Annotated in this window: 17 protein-coding genes; 12 read left to right on the forward strand and 5 right to left on the reverse strand. The window is 64.4% G+C overall.

What is annotated here, in order from left to right:
• Positions 1 to 94: 94 nt before the first annotated feature.
• Complete coding sequence (epsC, locus tag CFB89_RS16910; protein ID WP_089468848.1) at positions 95 to 1,015, forward strand: serine O-acetyltransferase EpsC; 921 nt, start codon at positions 95 to 97, stop codon at positions 1,013 to 1,015.
• 166 nt (positions 1,016 to 1,181) lie between these two features.
• Here epsC and CFB89_RS16915 read toward each other — a convergent pair whose 3' ends face one another.
• The 3 genes from CFB89_RS16915 to CFB89_RS16925 all read right to left on the reverse strand — a co-directional run bounded on the left by CFB89_RS16915 (position 1,182) and on the right by CFB89_RS16925 (position 3,643).
• Positions 1,182 to 1,985: an SDR family oxidoreductase gene (locus CFB89_RS16915; RefSeq protein ID WP_089468849.1), complete on the reverse strand. Its 804-nt coding sequence runs from the start codon at positions 1,983 to 1,985 to the stop codon at positions 1,182 to 1,184.
• Positions 1,985 to 2,620: a GTP cyclohydrolase I FolE gene (folE, locus tag CFB89_RS16920; RefSeq protein WP_089468850.1), complete on the reverse strand. Its 636-nt coding sequence runs from the start codon at positions 2,618 to 2,620 to the stop codon at positions 1,985 to 1,987. Before folE ends, CFB89_RS16915 begins: the two co-directional genes overlap by 1 nt.
• A gap of 96 nt (positions 2,621 to 2,716) precedes the next feature.
• On the reverse strand, positions 2,717 to 3,643 hold the full coding sequence (locus CFB89_RS16925; protein WP_089468851.1) for a LysR family transcriptional regulator: 927 nt from the start codon (positions 3,641 to 3,643) through the stop codon (positions 2,717 to 2,719).
• 117 nt (positions 3,644 to 3,760) lie between these two features.
• Between CFB89_RS16925 and pobA the strand changes: the two genes are divergently transcribed.
• The 7 genes from pobA (at position 3,761) to CFB89_RS16960 (ending at position 10,794) form a co-directional block, all read left to right on the forward strand.
• On the forward strand, positions 3,761 to 4,993 hold the full coding sequence (gene pobA, locus CFB89_RS16930; RefSeq protein WP_089468852.1) for a 4-hydroxybenzoate 3-monooxygenase: 1,233 nt from the start codon (positions 3,761 to 3,763) through the stop codon (positions 4,991 to 4,993).
• A gap of 144 nt (positions 4,994 to 5,137) precedes the next feature.
• Positions 5,138 to 5,854 (forward strand): 3-oxoacid CoA-transferase subunit A, encoded by a 717-nt coding sequence (locus tag CFB89_RS16935; protein ID WP_089468853.1) that lies wholly within the window; start codon positions 5,138 to 5,140, stop codon positions 5,852 to 5,854.
• Between the two features lie 69 nt (positions 5,855 to 5,923).
• Entirely contained in the window at positions 5,924 to 6,580 is a 657-nt protein-coding gene (locus tag CFB89_RS16940; RefSeq protein ID WP_089468854.1) for a CoA transferase subunit B, read from the forward strand.
• Positions 6,581 to 6,668: 88 nt separating this feature from the next.
• On the forward strand, positions 6,669 to 8,027 hold the full coding sequence (locus CFB89_RS16945) for a 3-carboxy-cis,cis-muconate cycloisomerase (protein WP_089468855.1): 1,359 nt from the start codon (positions 6,669 to 6,671) through the stop codon (positions 8,025 to 8,027).
• Between the two features lie 16 nt (positions 8,028 to 8,043).
• Entirely contained in the window at positions 8,044 to 8,829 is a 786-nt protein-coding gene (gene pcaD / locus CFB89_RS16950; protein ID WP_089469406.1) for a 3-oxoadipate enol-lactonase, read from the forward strand.
• Between the two features lie 9 nt (positions 8,830 to 8,838).
• Complete coding sequence (gene pcaC / locus CFB89_RS16955) at positions 8,839 to 9,225, forward strand: 4-carboxymuconolactone decarboxylase (protein ID WP_089468856.1); 387 nt, start codon at positions 8,839 to 8,841, stop codon at positions 9,223 to 9,225.
• A 210-nt stretch (positions 9,226 to 9,435) separates the two neighbouring features.
• On the forward strand, positions 9,436 to 10,794 hold the full coding sequence (locus CFB89_RS16960; protein ID WP_089468857.1) for an MFS transporter: 1,359 nt from the start codon (positions 9,436 to 9,438) through the stop codon (positions 10,792 to 10,794).
• Between the two features lie 132 nt (positions 10,795 to 10,926).
• Here the strand turns inward: CFB89_RS16960 and CFB89_RS16965 are convergent, their stop codons facing one another.
• Together CFB89_RS16965 and CFB89_RS16970 are read right to left on the reverse strand one after the other, a co-directional pair.
• Positions 10,927 to 11,175, reverse strand: coding sequence for a hypothetical protein (locus tag CFB89_RS16965; protein WP_089469407.1), 249 nt, complete (start codon positions 11,173 to 11,175; stop codon positions 10,927 to 10,929).
• Positions 11,176 to 11,285: 110 nt separating this feature from the next.
• Positions 11,286 to 11,903, reverse strand: coding sequence for a LysE family translocator (locus tag CFB89_RS16970; RefSeq protein ID WP_089468858.1), 618 nt, complete (start codon positions 11,901 to 11,903; stop codon positions 11,286 to 11,288).
• Positions 11,904 to 12,975: 1,072 nt separating this feature from the next.
• On the opposite strand from CFB89_RS16970, the gene CFB89_RS16980 reads away from it, so the two are divergent.
• From CFB89_RS16980 to CFB89_RS16995, 4 genes are read left to right on the forward strand one after another with little or no spacing between them, the layout of a single operon-like run.
• Complete coding sequence (locus CFB89_RS16980) at positions 12,976 to 14,166, forward strand: KamA family radical SAM protein (RefSeq protein ID WP_089468859.1); 1,191 nt, start codon at positions 12,976 to 12,978, stop codon at positions 14,164 to 14,166.
• A 47-nt stretch (positions 14,167 to 14,213) separates the two neighbouring features.
• The gene (locus tag CFB89_RS16985) at positions 14,214 to 15,575 is read left to right on the forward strand and encodes an ATP-grasp domain-containing protein (RefSeq protein ID WP_089468860.1); all 1,362 of its coding nucleotides are present in this window, start codon (positions 14,214 to 14,216) and stop codon (positions 15,573 to 15,575) included.
• 28 nt (positions 15,576 to 15,603) lie between these two features.
• Positions 15,604 to 16,308 carry a 2OG-Fe dioxygenase family protein gene (locus CFB89_RS16990; RefSeq protein ID WP_256979688.1) on the forward strand — a complete coding sequence of 235 codons (705 nt, stop codon included), beginning with the start codon at positions 15,604 to 15,606 and terminating at the stop codon, positions 16,306 to 16,308.
• Positions 16,309 to 16,314: 6 nt separating this feature from the next.
• Entirely contained in the window at positions 16,315 to 17,580 is a 1,266-nt protein-coding gene (locus CFB89_RS16995; protein ID WP_089468862.1) for an MFS transporter, read from the forward strand.
• The last annotated feature ends 130 nt before the right edge of the window (positions 17,581 to 17,710 follow it).

Consider the following 17,710-nt stretch of genomic DNA (forward strand, 5'->3'; position numbering starts at 1 on the left):
GGGCGCCGCTCCCGGACAAAAAACGCGGTAATCTTGCGGAACCCGTCACTTTATTAGCGGCCGTGCAACCGCGCGCGGCTGCCCGCATTGGCCTATGTCGACATCACCCGCCCGTCAGTGGGGCCTCGAAGAAATCGTTGCCGGCTTGCGCGAGTCGCGCGAGGAACTCCATCGCACGCGCCATCCGCGCGGCATCCGCGAACTGCCGTCGCGCGATGCAATCTGCAAGATTGTGACCGGCCTGCGCGCGTCGATGTTTCCGACACACTACGGCGCGCCCGACCTGACCGACGAAAGCGTCGACTACTACGTCGGCCATACGCTCGAAAGCACGCTGCGCATCCTGTCCGAGCAGATTCGCCGCGCGCTGCCGTTCCTGCCCGAACACGTCGATACGCCGTTCGTCGAGCTCGACGAACGCGCGTTCGAGATCGCGCGCGCGTTCGGCCGGCAGTTGCCGGCGATCCGCGCGCTGCTCGTCAGCGACATCCAGGCCGCGTACGCGGGCGATCCGGCCGCGCAGCACATCACCGAGATCCTGCTGTGCTATCCCGGCGTGCTCGCGATGATGCACCATCGGCTCGCGCACGCGCTGCACCAGCTCGGCGTGCCGTTGCTCGCGCGGTTCATCAATGAAATCGCGCACTCGGCCACCGGCATCGACATCCACCCGGGCGCGCAGATCGGCCCGAGCTTCTTCATCGACCACGGCACGGGTGTCGTGATCGGCGAAACCGCGATCATCGGCGAACGCGTGCGCGTGTACCAGGCCGTCACGCTCGGAGCGAAGAGTTTCCCGGCGGATGGCGAAGGCGCACTGGTGAAGGGCAATGCACGGCACCCGATCGTCGAGGACGACGTGGTGATCTATGCAGGCGCGACGATTCTCGGCCGCGTGACGATCGGGCGCGGCTCGGTGATCGGCGGCAACGTGTGGCTCACGCATAGCGTGCCGCCCGGCACGAGCGTCGCGCAGGGCAAGGTTCGCGAGGGGGGGAGCGCCGAGAAGCCGTAACGTGGCGGCGGGCGAATGCGCGGGCGTCGTTTCGCGCAACGCGGCGGATGAAGCGCAATGAATCGACGGCCGGGCCGCCTTCGGGCGTGATCGGTCGTGAGCGGCGCGAAGCCCGCTCGACCCGGCACACGTTGCCGGCGCGCAGCCGCCTTCGTTCATCGAAGCCTCAGTGCTTGCCGTCCGGCGAGCGGTGCTTGTACAGCACGTCCTGATCGACGCGGATCAGGTTCTGGCCCGCATCGACGACGAAATCCACGCCGTTGTACGCATTGCCGGTCAGCAGCAGGATCGCGCTCGCGACATCGTCGGGGCCCGCGATGCGTGCGAGCGGCGTCGATGCGCGGCTCGCGTGTTCGAAGTCGGCCTGGGTCTGGTCGTCGCTCGGCAGCATCAGCCCCGGGAACACCGCATTCACGCGCAGCACCGGCGCGGACGACAGCGCAAGCATCTGCGTGAGGTTGCCGAGCGCGGCCTTCGCGACCGTGTAGCTGAAATGGTCGCGGTGAAAGTTTTCCTTGATCTTCTGGTCGACCACGTTCACGACGACGCCTTGCGTGCCGGCCGCGCGGGCCCGTTCGTAGAACGCGCGCGTGAGCAGGATCGGCGCGCGGCAGTTGACGGCCCACGCCTGGTCGAACGCCGCGAGATCGAAGCTCGGGAAATGGTCCTGCCAGAACACCGACGCGTTGTTCACCAGCACGTCGAGGCGCCCGAAGCGCGCATACACCTGGTCGATCAGCGCGGTGATCTGCGCGGCATCGGACAGGTCGGCCTGCAGCGCGACCGAATCGTGCCCGCGTTCGGCGATCGCGCGGGCGGCGGCGTGCGCGGCATCGGCCGAACGGTCGTAGTGCACCGCGGTGCGATAGCCGTGCGCGGCGAAATACTCGGCGAACGCGCGCCCGGCCCGGCGCGCGGCGCCGGTCACGAGCACGACGGGCGCGTGCGCCGTTTGCTTCGTCTGCTCCATCAGGTATTCGTCAGGTTGACCGAGGAAGGATTGGCGACGATCGACAGGAATTCGCGACGCGTCGACGGATCGGTGCGGAACGAGCCGAGCATGCGCGACGTTACCATCTCGACACCCGGTTTGTGCACGCCGCGCGTCGAGATGCACTGGTGCGCGGCTTCGAGGATCACGCCGACGCCCTTCGGCTGCAACACGTCGAACAGCGTGTCGGCGATCTGCACGGTCATCTTTTCCTGGATCTGCAGGCGCTTCGCGAATGCGTCGACGAGGCGCGCAAGCTTCGAGATGCCGACGACGCGATGGTTCGGCAGATACGCGACGTGCGCGCGGCCGATGATCGGCACCATGTGGTGCTCGCAGTAGCTCTCGAAGCGGATGTCCTTCAGCACGATCATTTCGTCGTAGCCGTCGACTTCGCTGAACGTGCGCGCGAGGATGTCGCGCGGCTCCAGCGCGTAGCCGGCGAAGAACTGCTCGTAGGCGCGTACGACGCGTGCGGGCGTGTCGAGCAGGCCTTCGCGCGCGGGATCGTCGCCGGCCCAGCGCAACAGCACGCGGACGGCGTCTTCTGCTTCTTCACGGCTCGGCCGCGCGGCGACCGGCTGGGATTGTGTGGTTTTCTTTCCCTTACCCATGTAGTGGCTCCATCGAAGGCCGCCTGCGGCGGCCGATATCCGGCCATTGTTTCATGCTTTCGCCGCTCGTGCGTGCGGGCCGCCGCCCACCTTTCTTCACTTCGGCCATTCGTCCTGCTCGTCGTTGAACAGCGACGCGACGACGCCGCGCAGCCACGCGGTGCGCGGGTCGTTGTGGTACTTGCGATGCCAGTGCTGCTTCAGGTCGAAGCGCGGCAGCGCGAGCGGCGGCTCGACGGGCACGATGAACGCGTGCTCGGCCGCATACGCATAGCCGATCGCATGCGGCACCGTCGCGATCAGGTCGGTGCGGCTCAGGATGAACGGCAGGCTCATGAAGTGCGGTGTTTCGAGCACGGCGCGACGCTGCATGCGCTGCTTCGCCAGATATTTCTCGAGCACCTCCTGGCTGCGCCCTTCGGCGCGCACCACCGCATGCCCGCACGCGAGGAACTGCTCGACCGTGAACGGCGGCGTCTGCTCGAGCGGATGGCCGCGCCGCATCAGGCAGACGAACCGGTGCGTGAACAGCCGCTGCTGGAAGAAGTTGTTGCCGTCGAGATCGGGGAAGTAGCCGACCGCGAGATCGATCGATCCGGCTTCGAGGCCGCGACCGACTTCGTCGTGCGCGAGCGAGACCGAACGCAGGTTCGCGTGCGGCGCATGCGTCGCGAACGCCTGCAGCAGCTTCGGCAGGAAGACGATCTCGCCGACGTCCGACAGCGCGATCGAGAACGTATGCGTGCTCGAGGCCGGGTCGAAGTCGTGCGGCGCGACGAGGCCGCGCTCGATCTGCGCGAGCGCGTCGCGGGCGGCCGGCAGCAGCGCGAGCGCGCGCGGCGTCGGCTCCATCCCGCGCGATGTGCGAACGAACAGCGGATCGCCGAAGTACTCGCGCAGGCGGCCGAGCGCCGTGCTCACGCGCGGCTGGCTCACGCCGAGCAAGTCGCCCGCGCGGCTCACGTTGCGCGTGTCGTCGAGCGCGACGAGGTAGGGAATCAGGTTCAGATCGAGCGGGTCCATCGCCGGGGCCGGTATCTTCAAAACGTATACAACATATCTCCTGAATCGCGTTGCCGCATAGTCGGGAAAGCGCTCAAATGTGTTCGACGATTCGAATTAATGTTCAGGAGACGAACAATGCGCACCCAAGTCGCGATCATCGGCGCTGGCCCGTCCGGCCTTCTGCTGTCCCATCTGCTGCGCCTGCAAGGCGTCGATTCCATCCTCGTCGAAGCGCGTTCGCGCGAATACTGCGAGAACCGCATCCGCGCCGGCGTGCTGGAGCAGGGCACGGTCGACACGCTGAACGACGCCGGCCTCGGCGAGCGGATGCGCCGCGAAGGGCTCGAACATCACGGCATCGAGCTGCTGTTCGACGGCCAGCGCCACCGCATCGACCTGTCGGAGTTGACCGGCGGGCGCGCGATCACCGTCTACAGCCAGCACGAAGTGGTGCGCGACCTGATCGCGGCTGGCATCGAGCACGGCCATCAGATGCACTTCGAAGTCAGCGACGTCGGGCTGCACGACGTCGAAAGCGAGCACCCGTTCGTCACGTTCAAGCACGCGGACGGTCGCGCCGACCGCATCGACTGCGATTACATCGCCGGTTGCGACGGCTTCCACGGCATCGCGCGCCAGACGATTCCCGCCGAGCGGCTGAACACGTTCGAGCGCGTCTACCCGTTCGCGTGGCTCGGCATCCTCGCCGACGCGGCGCCGTCGCTCGACGAACTCGTGTATGCGCATCACGACAACGGCTTCGCGCTGTTCTCGATGCGCTCGCCGACGGTCACGCGCCTGTACCTGCAGTGCAAGCCGGACGAAGACCTCGCCGAATGGTCCGACGCGCGGATCTGGGACGAACTGCACACGCGCTTCTCGAACGACACCGGCTGGACGCCGACCGAGGGCCGGATCACGCAGAAGAGCGTGACGCCGATGCGCAGCTTCGTGTCGGAGACGATGCAGCACGGCCGCCTGTTCCTCGCCGGCGACGCCGCGCACATCGTCCCGCCGACGGGCGCGAAGGGGATGAATCTCGCGGTGGCCGACGTTCGCGCGCTGTCCCGCGCGCTCGGCGCGCGCTACCGGACGGGCGACGCGACGCCGCTCGAACGCTATTCGGCGACCTGCCTCGAACGCGTGTGGCGCGCCGAGCACTTCTCTTACTTCATGACGAACATGCTGCATGCGTCGCCGGACGACTCGCCGTTCGTCAATCGCCTGAAGTTTGCCGAGCTGAAATACGTGACGCGTTCGCGGGCCGCCGCGCAGTCGCTCGCCGAAAACTACGTCGGCCTGCCGTTCGACGACGCGACGGCCCCCGAGGGAACCCGCCTTGACAACGCGCTGTGCGCGACTCTATGATCGGCCCATCGTTCGCTAATCGAATCTAGGTTCGAATAACGAACAAAAGCCGAGGGTCGACGAAGGCCTCCGGCGCGGCACGCGGCACCCGCGTGTCCCCTCGACAGGCCGCGCACGAGCTGCGGGTTCGCATCAGGAAGAGACATGGTCAACAAGATTTTCGAATCGCTTCAGTCGGCGGTTGCCGACGTCCACGATGGCGCGACAATCATGATCGGCGGCTTCGGCACGGCCGGCATGCCGTCCGAGCTGATCGACGCGCTGATCGAACAGGGCGCGCGCGACCTGACGATCGTCAACAACAACGCGGGCAACGGCGAGACGGGCCTCGCGGCGCTGCTGAAGGCGAAGCAGGTGCGCAAGATCATCTGTTCGTTCCCGCGCCAGAGCGACTCGCAGGTGTTCGACGCGCTGTACCGCGCGGGCGAGATCGAGCTGGAGCTCGTGCCGCAGGGCAACCTCGCGGAGCGCATCCGCGCGGCGGGCGCCGGCATCGGCGGTTTCTTCACGCCGACGGGCTACGGCACCAAGCTCGCGGAAGGCAAGGAAACGCGCGTGATCGACGGCAAGCCGTACGTGTTCGAGACGCCGATCCACGCCGATTTCGCGCTCGTGAAGGCGTACAAGGGCGATCGCTGGGGCAATCTCGTGTATCGCAAGACCGCGCGCAATTTCGGGCCGATCATGGCCAGCGCGGCGAAGGTCGCTATCGTCCAGGTGTCGGAAGTCGTGCCGCTCGGCGGGCTGAACCCGGAACACATCGTGACGCCGGGCATTTTCGTGCAGCGCGTCGTCGAGGTGCCGCAGGCCGCCCACGCGGCCGAACTGGCCGCCGAACACGCTGCATCGCAAGCCGCCTGACCCACTTGGAACTTTGTATGGGACCGGCGTAAGCGCTGAAGCGCCAACTCCGGTCGACAGGAAACCGACATGAAACGACTGACCCGCGATGAAATGGCCAAGCGCGTCGCCCAGGACATCCCCGAAGGCGCGTACGTGAACCTCGGCATCGGCGTGCCGACGCTGGTGGCGAACCACCTCGACTCGAGCAAGGAGATCTTCCTGCACAGCGAGAACGGCTTGCTCGGCATGGGCCCGGCGCCCGCGCCCGGCGAGGAAGACGACGAACTGATCAACGCCGGCAAGCAGCACGTGACGCTGCTCACCGGTGGCGCGTATTTCCACCACTCGGATTCGTTCGCGATGATGCGCGGCGGCCACCTCGACTACTGCGTGCTCGGCGCGTTCCAGGTGTCGGCGAGCGGCGACCTCGCGAACTGGCATACGGGCGCGCCCGATGCGATTCCGGCCGTCGGCGGCGCAATGGATCTCGCGATCGGCGCGAAGCAGGTGTTCGTGATGATGGAGCACCTGACGAAGCAGGGCGAAAGCAAGATCGTCGCGCAATGCTCGTATCCGGTCACCGGCGTGCAGTGCGTGAGCCGTATCTATACGGATCTGGCCGTGCTCGACGTGACGGCCGACGGCCTCGCGGTGAGCGAGATCTTCACCGACCTGTCGTTCGACGAGCTGCAGAAGCTGACCGGCGTGCCGCTGATCGACGCGACGCAAAAGGTCGCCGCCTGAACGGCAAGCGTGCCGGTGCGCGCATTCGAGCGCACGCCGGCACGCTTGGGTAGACAATAGGCGCACGCCGTTTCCCCATTCTGATGCCATGCTCGAAGACAGCGCCCGCCTGACCTCCCTGATCTGCGGCACCGAGCCGCTCAACCGGATCTGGTCGCCCCGCGCGACGATCCAGCGGATGCTCGACGTCGAGGCCGCGCTCGCGCGCGCGCTCGCCGCGCAACAAGTGATTCCCGCCACCGCGGTCGCGCCGATCGAACGCGCGTGCGATGCCGACCGGCTCGACGCCGATGCGCTCGCGCAAGGCGCCGCGCTCGGCGGCAATCTCGCGATTCCGCTCGTCAAGCAGCTCACCGCGCAAGTGAAGGCCGACGACCCCGAGGCCGCGAAATTCGTGCACTGGGGAGCGACGAGCCAGGACATCATCGACACCGCGACCGTGCTGCAGTTGCGCGATACGCTCGATGTGCTCGAACCGCTGCTCGACGAAGCCTGCGCGTCGCTCGCGGCGCTTGCGCGCACGCACCGCGCGACGCCGATGATCGGCCGCACGTGGCTGCAGCAGGCGCTGCCGATCACGCTCGGCCTCAAATTTGCCCAATGGCTCGACGCGCTGCTGCGCCATCGCGCGCGCTTCGCCGAGTTGCGCGAGCGGGCGCTCGTGCTGCAGTTCGGCGGCGCGGCCGGCACGCTCGCGAGCCTGCGCGAGCAGGCGGCCGGCGTGAGCGCCGCGCTCGCGGCCGATCTGAAGCTCGCGTTGCCGGCCGTGCCGTGGCATACGCAGCGCGACCGCATCGCGGAAGCCGCGTCGTGCTTCGGGATGCTGACCGGCACACTCGGCAAGATCGCACGCGACGTGTCGCTGCAAATGCAGACCGAAGTCGGCGAGCTCGGCGAACCGGCGGCCGCCGGCAAGGGCGGCTCGTCGACGATGCCGCACAAGCGCAACCCGGTCGGCTGCGCGGCCGTGCTGACGGCCGCCGTACGCGCACCGAATCTCGTCGCGACCGTGTTCGCGGGGATGGTGCAGGAGCACGAGCGCGCCCTCGGCGGCTGGCAGGCCGAATGGGACGCGCTGCCTGATCTCGCGCGCCTGACGGGCGGCGCGCTCGCGCAGATCGCGCAGATCGTCGCGGGTCTCGACGTCAATACCGACCGCCTCGCCGCGAACCTCGACCTGACGCACGGGCTGATCCTCGGCGAAGCCGTGATGCTCGCGCTCGGCGATCGCGTCGGCCGGCTCGATGCGCACCACGTCGTCGAGCATGCGTCGAAGGAAGCCGTGCGTACCGGCGCGACGCTGTTCGACGTGCTCGCCGCCGATGCGACCGTGTCGGCCCACCTGTCGCGCGATGCGCTCGCGCGGCTGCTCGATCCCGCACATTACGTCGGCGAGGCGCAGGCCTATGTCGACGCCGTGCTCGCGCTGCACGCGGGCGCGCAATAACCAGGAGAACCTTGAGATGCCTTTCGCCACTGTCAACGGCGTGAAACTGCATTACCGGATCGACCGTGCCGCACGCGACGACGCGCCGTGGCTCGTCTTCTCGAACTCGCTCGGCGCCGACCTGCAGATGTGGGCGCCGCAGATCCGCCCGCTCACGCGGCACTTCAATATCCTGCGCTACGACACGCGCGGCCACGGCCATTCCGACGCGCCGGCCGGTTCGTACACGATCGAGCAACTGGCGGGCGACGTGATCGGCCTGCTCGACCACGTCGGCATCGATTGCGCGCATTTCTGCGGGATCTCGATGGGCGGGCTGACGGGCGCCGCGCTCGCCGCGCGCTACCCGTCGCGCATCGTGCGCGCGGTGCTGTCGAATACCGCCGCGAAGATCGGCTCGCCGGAAGTGTGGGCGCCGCGTGCGCAGAAGGCGCGCACCGAAGGGATGGCCGCGCTCGCCGACGCCGTGCTGCCGCGCTGGTTCACCGACGCATTCGTCGAACGCGAGCCGCGCCTGTTCGATGCGATCCGCGACACCTTCGTGCATACCGACAAGGACGGCTATGCGGCGAACTGCGACGCGCTGAACGCGGCCGACCTGCGCGAGGAAGTGAAGAGCATCGCGCTGCCGGTGCTCGTCGTGACCGGCGCGAAGGACATGTCGACGCCGCCCGATCAGGGCCGCGCGCTCGCCGCCGCGATCCCCGGGGCGCTGCACGTCGAATTCGACGCCGCGCACATTTCGAACATCGAGTGCACCGACGGTTTCAACCGCGCGCTGCTCGATTTCCTGACTGCATGAGGCACGGCGATGGACGACCAGGAACGTTATGAAGCAGGGATGAAGGTGCGTCGCGCGGTGCTCGGCGACGCGCACGTCGACCGTTCGCTCGAGAACCGCACCGAGGTGACGGAGGAGTTCCAGAACCTGATCACGCGTTATGCGTGGGGCGAGATCTGGACCCGCGACGGGCTGCCGCGCCATACGCGCAGTCTGCTGACCATCGCGATGATGGTCGCGCTGAACCGCGGCGAGGAACTGGCGCTGCACCTGCGTGCCGCGCGCAACAACGGCGTGACGCGCGACGAGATCAAGGAGGTGCTGCTGCAGACCGCGATCTATTGCGGCGTGCCGGCCGCGAATTCCGCGTTCCATCTCGCGGACAAGATCTTCAAGGAACAGGATGGGGCCGCGTAGGCGCGGCAGGTTAAGCGCCAGCAGTGATCCGACCGCGCGGCCCGCCGATGCTGGCGAGCCGTGACGATCAACGCGCGCACCGGCAGCGAATCGGTGCGTGAACGAAGGAAAGGCGCGGCCACGAGGCCGCGCGTGTTGCATCTATATCAATGTTGGATGGGACCGGATCGCGCGCTGACGCGCCCACGCCGGCCGACAAGGAGACAAGCGATGAATCGCACACCCGTGGTCGATGTCCAGACCTTCATCAACGAGCAGCCGTTCGGCGGTTTTCAATGGCTCGTATTCCTCATGTGTTTCGTGATCGTGCTGCTCGACGGCTTCGATACGGCCGCGATCGGCTTCATCGCGCCGTCGCTGCTCGGCGAATGGAACCTCACCAAACCCGATCTCGCGCCCGTGCTCAGCGCCGCGCTGTTCGGCCTCGCGTGCGGCGCGCTCGTGTCAGGCCCGCTGTCCGACCGGCTCGGCCGCCGCTCGCTGTTGCTCGGCTCGGTGTTCCTGTTCGGCGTCGCGTGCCTGATGTCCGCGTTCTCGAACACGATCGGGCACCTGACCATCCTGCGCTTCGTCACCGGCGTCGGGCTCGGCGCGGCGATGCCGAACGCGGTCACGATGATGGGCGAATTCTGCCCGGACAAACGCCGCGCGACCGTGATCAACCTGATGTTCTGCGGCTTTCCGCTCGGCGCCGCGTTCGGCGGTTTCCTGGCCGCATGGATGATTCCGCATTTCGGCTGGCGCAGCGTGCTGATGCTCGGCGGCGTGACGCCGCTGCTGCTCGGCGTGCTGTTGCTGCTGAAGATGCCGGAGTCGGTGCGCTTCATGGTCGCGAGCGGCCAGTCCATCGACAAGATCCGCGCCACGCTCGCCCGCATCTCGCGCGACGCGCTGAACGCCGGCTCGTTCGCGCTGACCGAAGTCGCGCCGCAGACCGGCGGCAAGGGCCTCGGGGTCGTGCTGTCGCGCTCGTACGTCGTCGGCTCGGTGATGCTGTGGCTCGCGTACTTCATGGGCCTCGTGATCTTCTACGCGTCGATCAACTGGATGCCGATTCTGCTGAAGGATGCGGGCCTGACGCCGAAGAGCGCGACGCTGATCTCCGCGCTGTTCCCGCTCGGCGGCGTGGGCGCCGTGCTGTGTGGCGTGCTGATGGACCGCTTCAACGCGAACCGCGTGATCGCCGTGTGCTACGCGCTGACGGCGGTGAGCGTGTATGCGATCGGGCAGGCGGCCGGCAATGTCGGCTTGCTGGTGCTGGTCGTGTTCGTGGCCGGCGTGCTGATGAACACCGCGCAATCGTCGATGCCGGCGCTCGCCGCCGCGTTCTATCCGACCGAAGGGCGCGGCACGGGTGTCGCGTGGATGCTCGGCGTCGGCCGTTTCGGCGGGATCGCGGGGTCGTTCCTCGTCGCCGAGCTGACGCGCCGGCACTTCTCGTTCGCGGGGGTGTTCGCGACGATCGCCGTCGCGGGCGTGCTGGCCTGCGCCGCGCTGCTGATCAAGCAGATGGCGCGGCCGCATGGCGTCGCGCAGCCGGCGGGCAAGATCGAGTCGCTCGGGCATTGATTGACTGGCAGGCCGGTGCGGTGCGCCGGCCTCGTGAATGACGGACTCAGGTCGGTTGCAAGCAGATCGACCGACGCACGACACCAGACCGGGCCGCCTTCGCGGCCCGTCGACATTCCGGCCATCGCGCCGTTACTCCTCCGCGTCGTGTTCCTTGACGAAGTTGCGCAGATACGCGCGCAACGCCGCTTCCCGGCGGCGATGATCGTCGTGGTTCGCGGCGCCCATTTCCTCCTCGTCGCCGAACAGCGTCGGCGGCGCGCAGTAAGTGCCGACTTCGATGTTCTCGCGCAGCACGCGGATGTCGTGGGTGACCGGGTGATACTCGGCGATCCAGTGCATGCCTTCGATGTGCTCGCCCGCTCTCAGCATTGGCTTCATCAGCAATCTCCATGCAGAGCAGCGGTGCAGCCGCCGAAACGGTTGCACGCGCCCGTACCGAAAGGGTACGCCTGCATTACGTGAAGCTCAACGGGCGCGCTTGTGAGCGCTCACTGCGGCAGCAGATGGGCGATGAGCGGGTACAGCGACAGGATCAGCAACGCGGCCATCGTCACGTTGAAGATGCGCAGCGCGCGGGGATTCGACAGGAAGCGCCGCAGCCCGAGGCCGAACGCGGCCCACAGGCAGATGCACGGGAAGCCGATCAGGATGAACACGACGGACATCCACGCGGCGTTCATCCCGTAGTCGGCGGACAACTGGACCGTCGTCGCGGCCGTCAGCACCATCATCCACGCCTTCGGGTTGACCCACTGGAACGCGGCGGCTTCGATGAACGTCATCGGCCGCGGCTTGGCGCCGTGCGCCTTTACTTCGCCCGACGTGCCGATGCGCCATGCGAGGTACAGCAGATACGCGACGCTCGCGGCTTCGAGGATCGTGTACAGCAGCGGCAGGCGCTTGAATGCTTCGCCGAGGCCGAAACCGACGCAGAGCATCAGGATCGCGACGCCGATGCTGATGCCGAACAGGTGCGGCATCGTGCGGCGGAAACCGAAATTGACGCCGGACGCGAGCAGCATCGTGTTGTTCGGGCCGGGCGTGATCGACGTGACGAGCGCAAACAGCATGCCGGCAGGCAGCGCGCTGAGGGTGAGGAATTCCATCGCGGATTCTCCATTCGGTTCGAGGCTGGGATGGAGATCAGTTTAGCGACGGTTTTCTGTACGGTACCGGTACAGTTGAGTGGGCAAATGCCGGTACGGGGGCGTCGAATCACTTTGTGTGTACGAAAGGGGCTCGCGCAGCAGGGATACTCGCTCTTCATTCGCGACGAACGTATCTACATTTCCGGCGCGTTGCGACACGCGTCCGGCCTATCCACGCACACCCGCATTTACGAAAGGTGGGCAACTTGCCTATCAAACTGTAAGAAATCATGCCCTGATGAGCTCGATATTAGGCTTATTCAAAGCAGCATCGACGACGAGTATTTCCAAAATTTGGGATAGGCTAAATATTCTATTTTCTAGGCGTGCGTTAAACCTGATGTTTTTACGAGGTGCGCGATTCCTTAAGTATCGAATGATGTCGATGGGTAATTGTAAAAATGCGAGCTGTATGTGTGTTTCCCAATTGAAAGCACGACAGAGGCGTCCGGAAAAGTAGACAAGTGGGAAGGGACTGTTATGGATGGCCGGTGAAATTTTTCTTGCGCTACTTAAATTTGTTAACTTAGGATTGAGACTCATCGAATCGGGAATGCTTATATCCAGAACGGGAAATCTTTCAAACTCCTTTGGCCCGGTCGCCGCAGCGAAATGTCTTGCCGGGTGTAATAGCTCGCATGAATCGCGATCGAGCGGGAACTGTCGTTTTCGCATGCTGAAGCGAAAGTAAATAAACTGCTGCGAAGTATTTAATCGATGCCTCTCCATATTCGTGAGTAGGCTGAGCAGAGTTGCGTCCATATTTCTTTGTTGGGCCGTACTGTGGCTTGGGATTTCTGCATCGCGTAGCTATATCGACGACATGGCCCGATGGGATATTTCAGGTATCCCGTGGCCGGTGTTTTCATGGTTTGATGGATTTGCATTTTGCAGTGTTGTATGGGCCGTATTCCGGTTGAGTGTGGTGTCGATGGTTTTCTATATGGCGCTCGGATCATGGGTCGTGTTGAATTCATGAGCGAAACGATACGTTGATCGCATTTCTTTGGCTTAGAGAGGAATGAGTAAAATGTTGATTGGAAATTCTGGTGGCGATAAAAAATATTCGGACAACTATCAGACTTTTGATGTCGCGTCTGCCGAATGGCGTGACTGGCGCTGGCAGCAACGAAACACCATCCGAGAGGAAGCATCGCTACGCGAGGCCTGCGGGGGCTGGTCGGACGAACTGAGTTCGCACATTCAACACAACCTGAACGGCCGCAAGCTACAGATCACGCCCTATTACCTCCGCTTGATTCGCGAATCGCACGGCGACACCGACGCCGACATTGTCCGGAATCCGCTATGGCGTCAGGTCGTTCCGTTCTGGAGTGACGAAATCGTCGGAGGATACGATGGCGAATCGGAAAACTGGGAGCTGGCGCATGAAATGAAGACGCCGATCTGTCAGCACAAGTACGACAATCGCGTCATTTTGCGCATGGTCAACACGTGCAATTCGTATTGCCAGTTCTGCTTCGAGGCGCTCCGCACACTTGAAGTCAATAGCGAAAAGACCAACGCCAGCCGGGACACGTTCGGCGAAAGCGTGGCCTATATCAAGCAGAATCCGGCAATCGAGGAAGTTATTCTGAGCGGCGGCGACCCGCTGATGCTCTCCGACGCCAAGCTCGACGAGCATCTGTCCGCCCTGCGCGACGTCGGACGCGATCTCCTGATCCGGATTCACTCCAGATCGCTCACCTTCAATCCGTACAGGGTCACCGATCAGTTGGTCGCAATGCTCGAACGGCATCGGGTGAACGCATTCGGCGTTCACGTTTGCCATCCGGACGAACTCAGTCCGGCCTTCACGGACGCAGTGAAGCGGATTCGGTCGGCGGTGCCGATCGTATTTTCCAACATGCCATTCCTGCGCGGCATCAACGACGACGAGGAGACGCTGCATCGGCTCTTCATCGAACTGTATCGCCACGGCGTCAAACCGTACTACCTGTATCACTTCATGCCGTTCTCGCCGGGCGCGTCGGTCTACAAGGCTTCGATCCGCGACGCCATCCGCATCATGAACCGACTGAAGCGGCGCGTTTCGAACGTTGCGATGCCCGAGTATGTGCTGCCTCATGCGAAAGGGAAGTTTACGGTGCCGCTGTTCGAAGGCCAGGGCGACATCCCGCAGTTTGTAGAAACCGGCGAACAACGCATCTACCGGTTCGTCAACTGGCAGGGCGAAACGTGCGACTGGATCGACAACTGAACGGGCCTTGAGCGGTGTGCGGACTGATTTCTCATCCAGGTGAAAACATGCGACAAGACGCGGTTTTATTTGTGCAAATCGAGGGCTCCTTGCTGTCGTTGACCAGCTATCGGGATTATCACTTCGAGGTCGCTCGCAAGATGGGTCTCGCGTGCCTCACGGCCGTCGTGCGCCGGCACGTGCCGACGGACGGCGATGCAGGCGGGGCGCGCGACGACACGTGGTGGCTCGATTCGCTTTCCGTCGAGTCGCTGCTGAGATTGCTCGAGCGTCTGGACGCGCACTATGACGTGAAGGCCGTCTTTTGCTATGCGGGGCAGGCGTCGGCCCATGGAGAGGTGGGCGCGGTGGTCGCCGACGTTTGCCGGATGACCGGCCGAGTCCATTCTCCGTCGGCGGCCGTCGCCGCCTGCAACAACAAATTCCTGATGCGCGCGGCGCTGGAGGAACGGGGGGTACGGTCGATTCGACACGCAATGTGCAGCGATGTCGACGCATTGCGAGAAGCCGCCGACACAGTGGGCTATCCGCTGATCGCGAAACCGCCTTACGGCGCGGGCTCGGCCTTTACCGCCAAGTGTCGCGACTGGAACGAATTGCGCGATCACTATCAGCGATTTACCGCGCAACATGATCAGGCAGTGGTTTCGGACTACTACGGCATGCCGCACGACGTCCACACCCGTGACGGTGCCCAGGTTCGCTATGAGCCGGGCAAGAGCATTCTGCTTGAACAGTACATCGACGGCGTCGAAGGCAGCGTCGAATGTGTGATCGTCGACGATCAGGTTTATCCGGTGCTGATCAACGAAAAACTGATCCTGACGGAGAAGCGCGGCACGGTGCTGGAAAACCTGTTGATCTCGCCGCCGGTGTCCTTTCCGGCGCCCGCGATTGCCGAGATCAATCGGTATGCGATCGATTGTCTCGAAGCGATCGGCCTGCGCAACGCGATCGTGCACCTCGAGTTCCGTCTGTCGCCGACCGGCCCGATCGTCATCGAGATCAATCCGCGGCTCGGCGGACTGTATGTGAACGCGGCGCTCAAGGACATCGCGGGCCTCGACCCGTACGAGTTCTATCTGCGGATGCTGACACGGGCTTCCGGGCTGCACGAACGCCTGCGAAGCGCCTGCGAACGCGCGGCGGACGGGCGTCAGCATTACTCGATGTTCGCGCTGTTTCCAGAGGCGAGCGGAACGTTCAACGGAATCCGCGGGCTCGATTCCGTCGCCGGCGATCCGGCGATCATCGAATGCAAGGTCGCCTGCCCGGTCGGTAGCGAGGTCCGGGCGGACATCGAGGAAAATTATCTGCTGAAGGGCTGGGCGGCAGTAAATGGACGCGATCATGCGATCGATCTCTATGACCGGATCGTTCGCGATCTCGAGCCGGAAATCGTTTCCTGAACGAATGGCCCGACTCACGGGAGACACGATGTCCATCGATACCATCATTGACGAGTTGAATCGCAACGGCTATTGCCATGCACCACGCTTCCACGGCGTGATCCGCTGCGATGGCGACGAGGTCGTTGCGTTCAAGCGCCACTGGGAGCGCCTTGTCGTCGACGAGAACTATAAGCGCTACACGCGACGCGAACGGCGCTTCCTGCTGTATCGCTTCAAGCCGGGCCAACCGTTGAAAATTGACCGGAACACGAATTTCGAGCCAACCGCGACCTACGATGTGGACTATGTGCCGGGCGTCAATCGCTTGACCTATGCCGAGGACTCCTTCATAGAAAGCGCGATTCTCCGCCAGTTGCTGGACGTCGACATCGCCGTCCTCGGGGAGCGGCTGGTTGCGGGGCGGGAGTACAAGATCGATGTACATTTGTTCCGGATCATTGCGGAACAAGGTGAGGTCAGTCCGACCACATCGGGGATTCATCAGGACGGGTTGGAATGGGTCTTCATGCATTTTATCGACAGTCACAATATCCGGCCGGTCGTCTCGGAGATCCATGCGTCGAAAGTTTCCACTGTTCCATTGTTCGCACGGCCGCTGACGGATTTCCTCGATACCGTGGTCGTGAACGACGCCGTGCTGTACCACAGTGCCAATGCCGTTCAGCAAGCCAACCCTGACGAACTCGCGTTCCGGGACATGTTGCTGATTTCCTTTTCCTCAGCGAGATGAGCTGCCATGAAATCCGAGCTGGTTCTAGAAAAACGCGCTTCGTCTTCGTTGGCGCAGTTGTACGTCTGGTTGTCGTTCAAGACGATCTCCGACATCAGTTCGACGATGATCAGCATCGTTCTGGCGACCTACGCGCTCGAGGTCACGGGCTCCGCCGCGCTGCTCGGCTTGACGATGGCGTCGCGCCTGCTGGGCGCGGTCGCGGGCGGCGCCGCGGTGCCGCGGCTGAGCCGGTTCTCCCGCCGTACCCTGATCTTCGCCGCGGAAGCGGGCAGTGCACTGGCGATCGGCGTGCTGGCCACGTCGTCGCGTGCCGCCGACGCGTCGCTCATCTATTTCGTGCCGTTCTTCATCGGCCTTTTTCAGGGGATCTATCGGGTGTCCATCATGTCCGAGGTTCCGGAAATGGTCGGGCAGGAGGGCCGGCATCGTTTCAATGCGATCCTCAGTGCGACCGATGGGGTGTCGGTGGTCGGCGGCAGCCTGCTCGCATCGGTGATCACGCAGTACCTGGCCTACAAGAGCGTATTCCTGATCGATTCGATCACGTTCGCGATCTCCGCCATCGCATTTCTGATGCTGGTGGGCAACATGCCGCGCCGGCATCGACCGGCCGAGGAGACGCACGCTGCGGCCGAGGCCGGCGCACTGCCGCGCGCGGCGCGTTATCTGTCGGTCATCGTGATGCTCGTGATCGGCGCGCGCTTCGTCGAAGCGTTCGGCTCCGGTACGCACAATGTCGGCTTCCCGATCAGGTCGCAGCTGTTCGATCCGAATCAGCCCGCGTTTCTGTATGGCTGGCTGATGGCTGTGTGGGGCGTCGGACGGCTCGTTTCCGCGGCAGTGACGCCGCACTTGCTGGAGCGTCTCGAATCGCGTCACCAGCCGCTCGAGCCGTATTTCATCGTGTTGCTGATCTTGACCTTCGCGTGCTTCCTCGGCGTCTTCGAGGTGCGTGGCATGCCGGGCATGTTGGGCTTCGTCTTGCTGGCGGGCATTTTCGACGCCGCCACGGAGACGATCTACTATTCGCTCCTGCAGTCGACGCCCGCCGCGTCACGCGATCGCGTGATCGGTATCTCGTACGTCGCCGAGCGCACCGGCCTCGGATTGGGCATGCTGGCGGTCGGGTTCGTGTTCTCCCGGCTCGGCACGGACGTGACGGCGCTGCTGTTCTATGGTGGCTCCATCGCGGTGGCCGGTCTGGCGTTCGTGGGCGTCAAAAGACGGCTTGCGCAGGGGGCGGCGGCGGCGGTCGGGCAGATGGATTGATTCCGGATGTTTTCCCTGCTTCGTCAAGGCGGCCCGAGGCATCTTCTCCGAGCGCCCACAACGGGCCGACGAGCGCGAACGTCCAATGAGCGTCGAACAATCAAAGAGGCTTCCGCCGGTGCCCGCCGTC

This window comes from Burkholderia sp. AU16741, from assembly GCF_002223345.1.
Lineage (GTDB): Bacteria > Pseudomonadota > Gammaproteobacteria > Burkholderiales > Burkholderiaceae > Burkholderia > Burkholderia sola.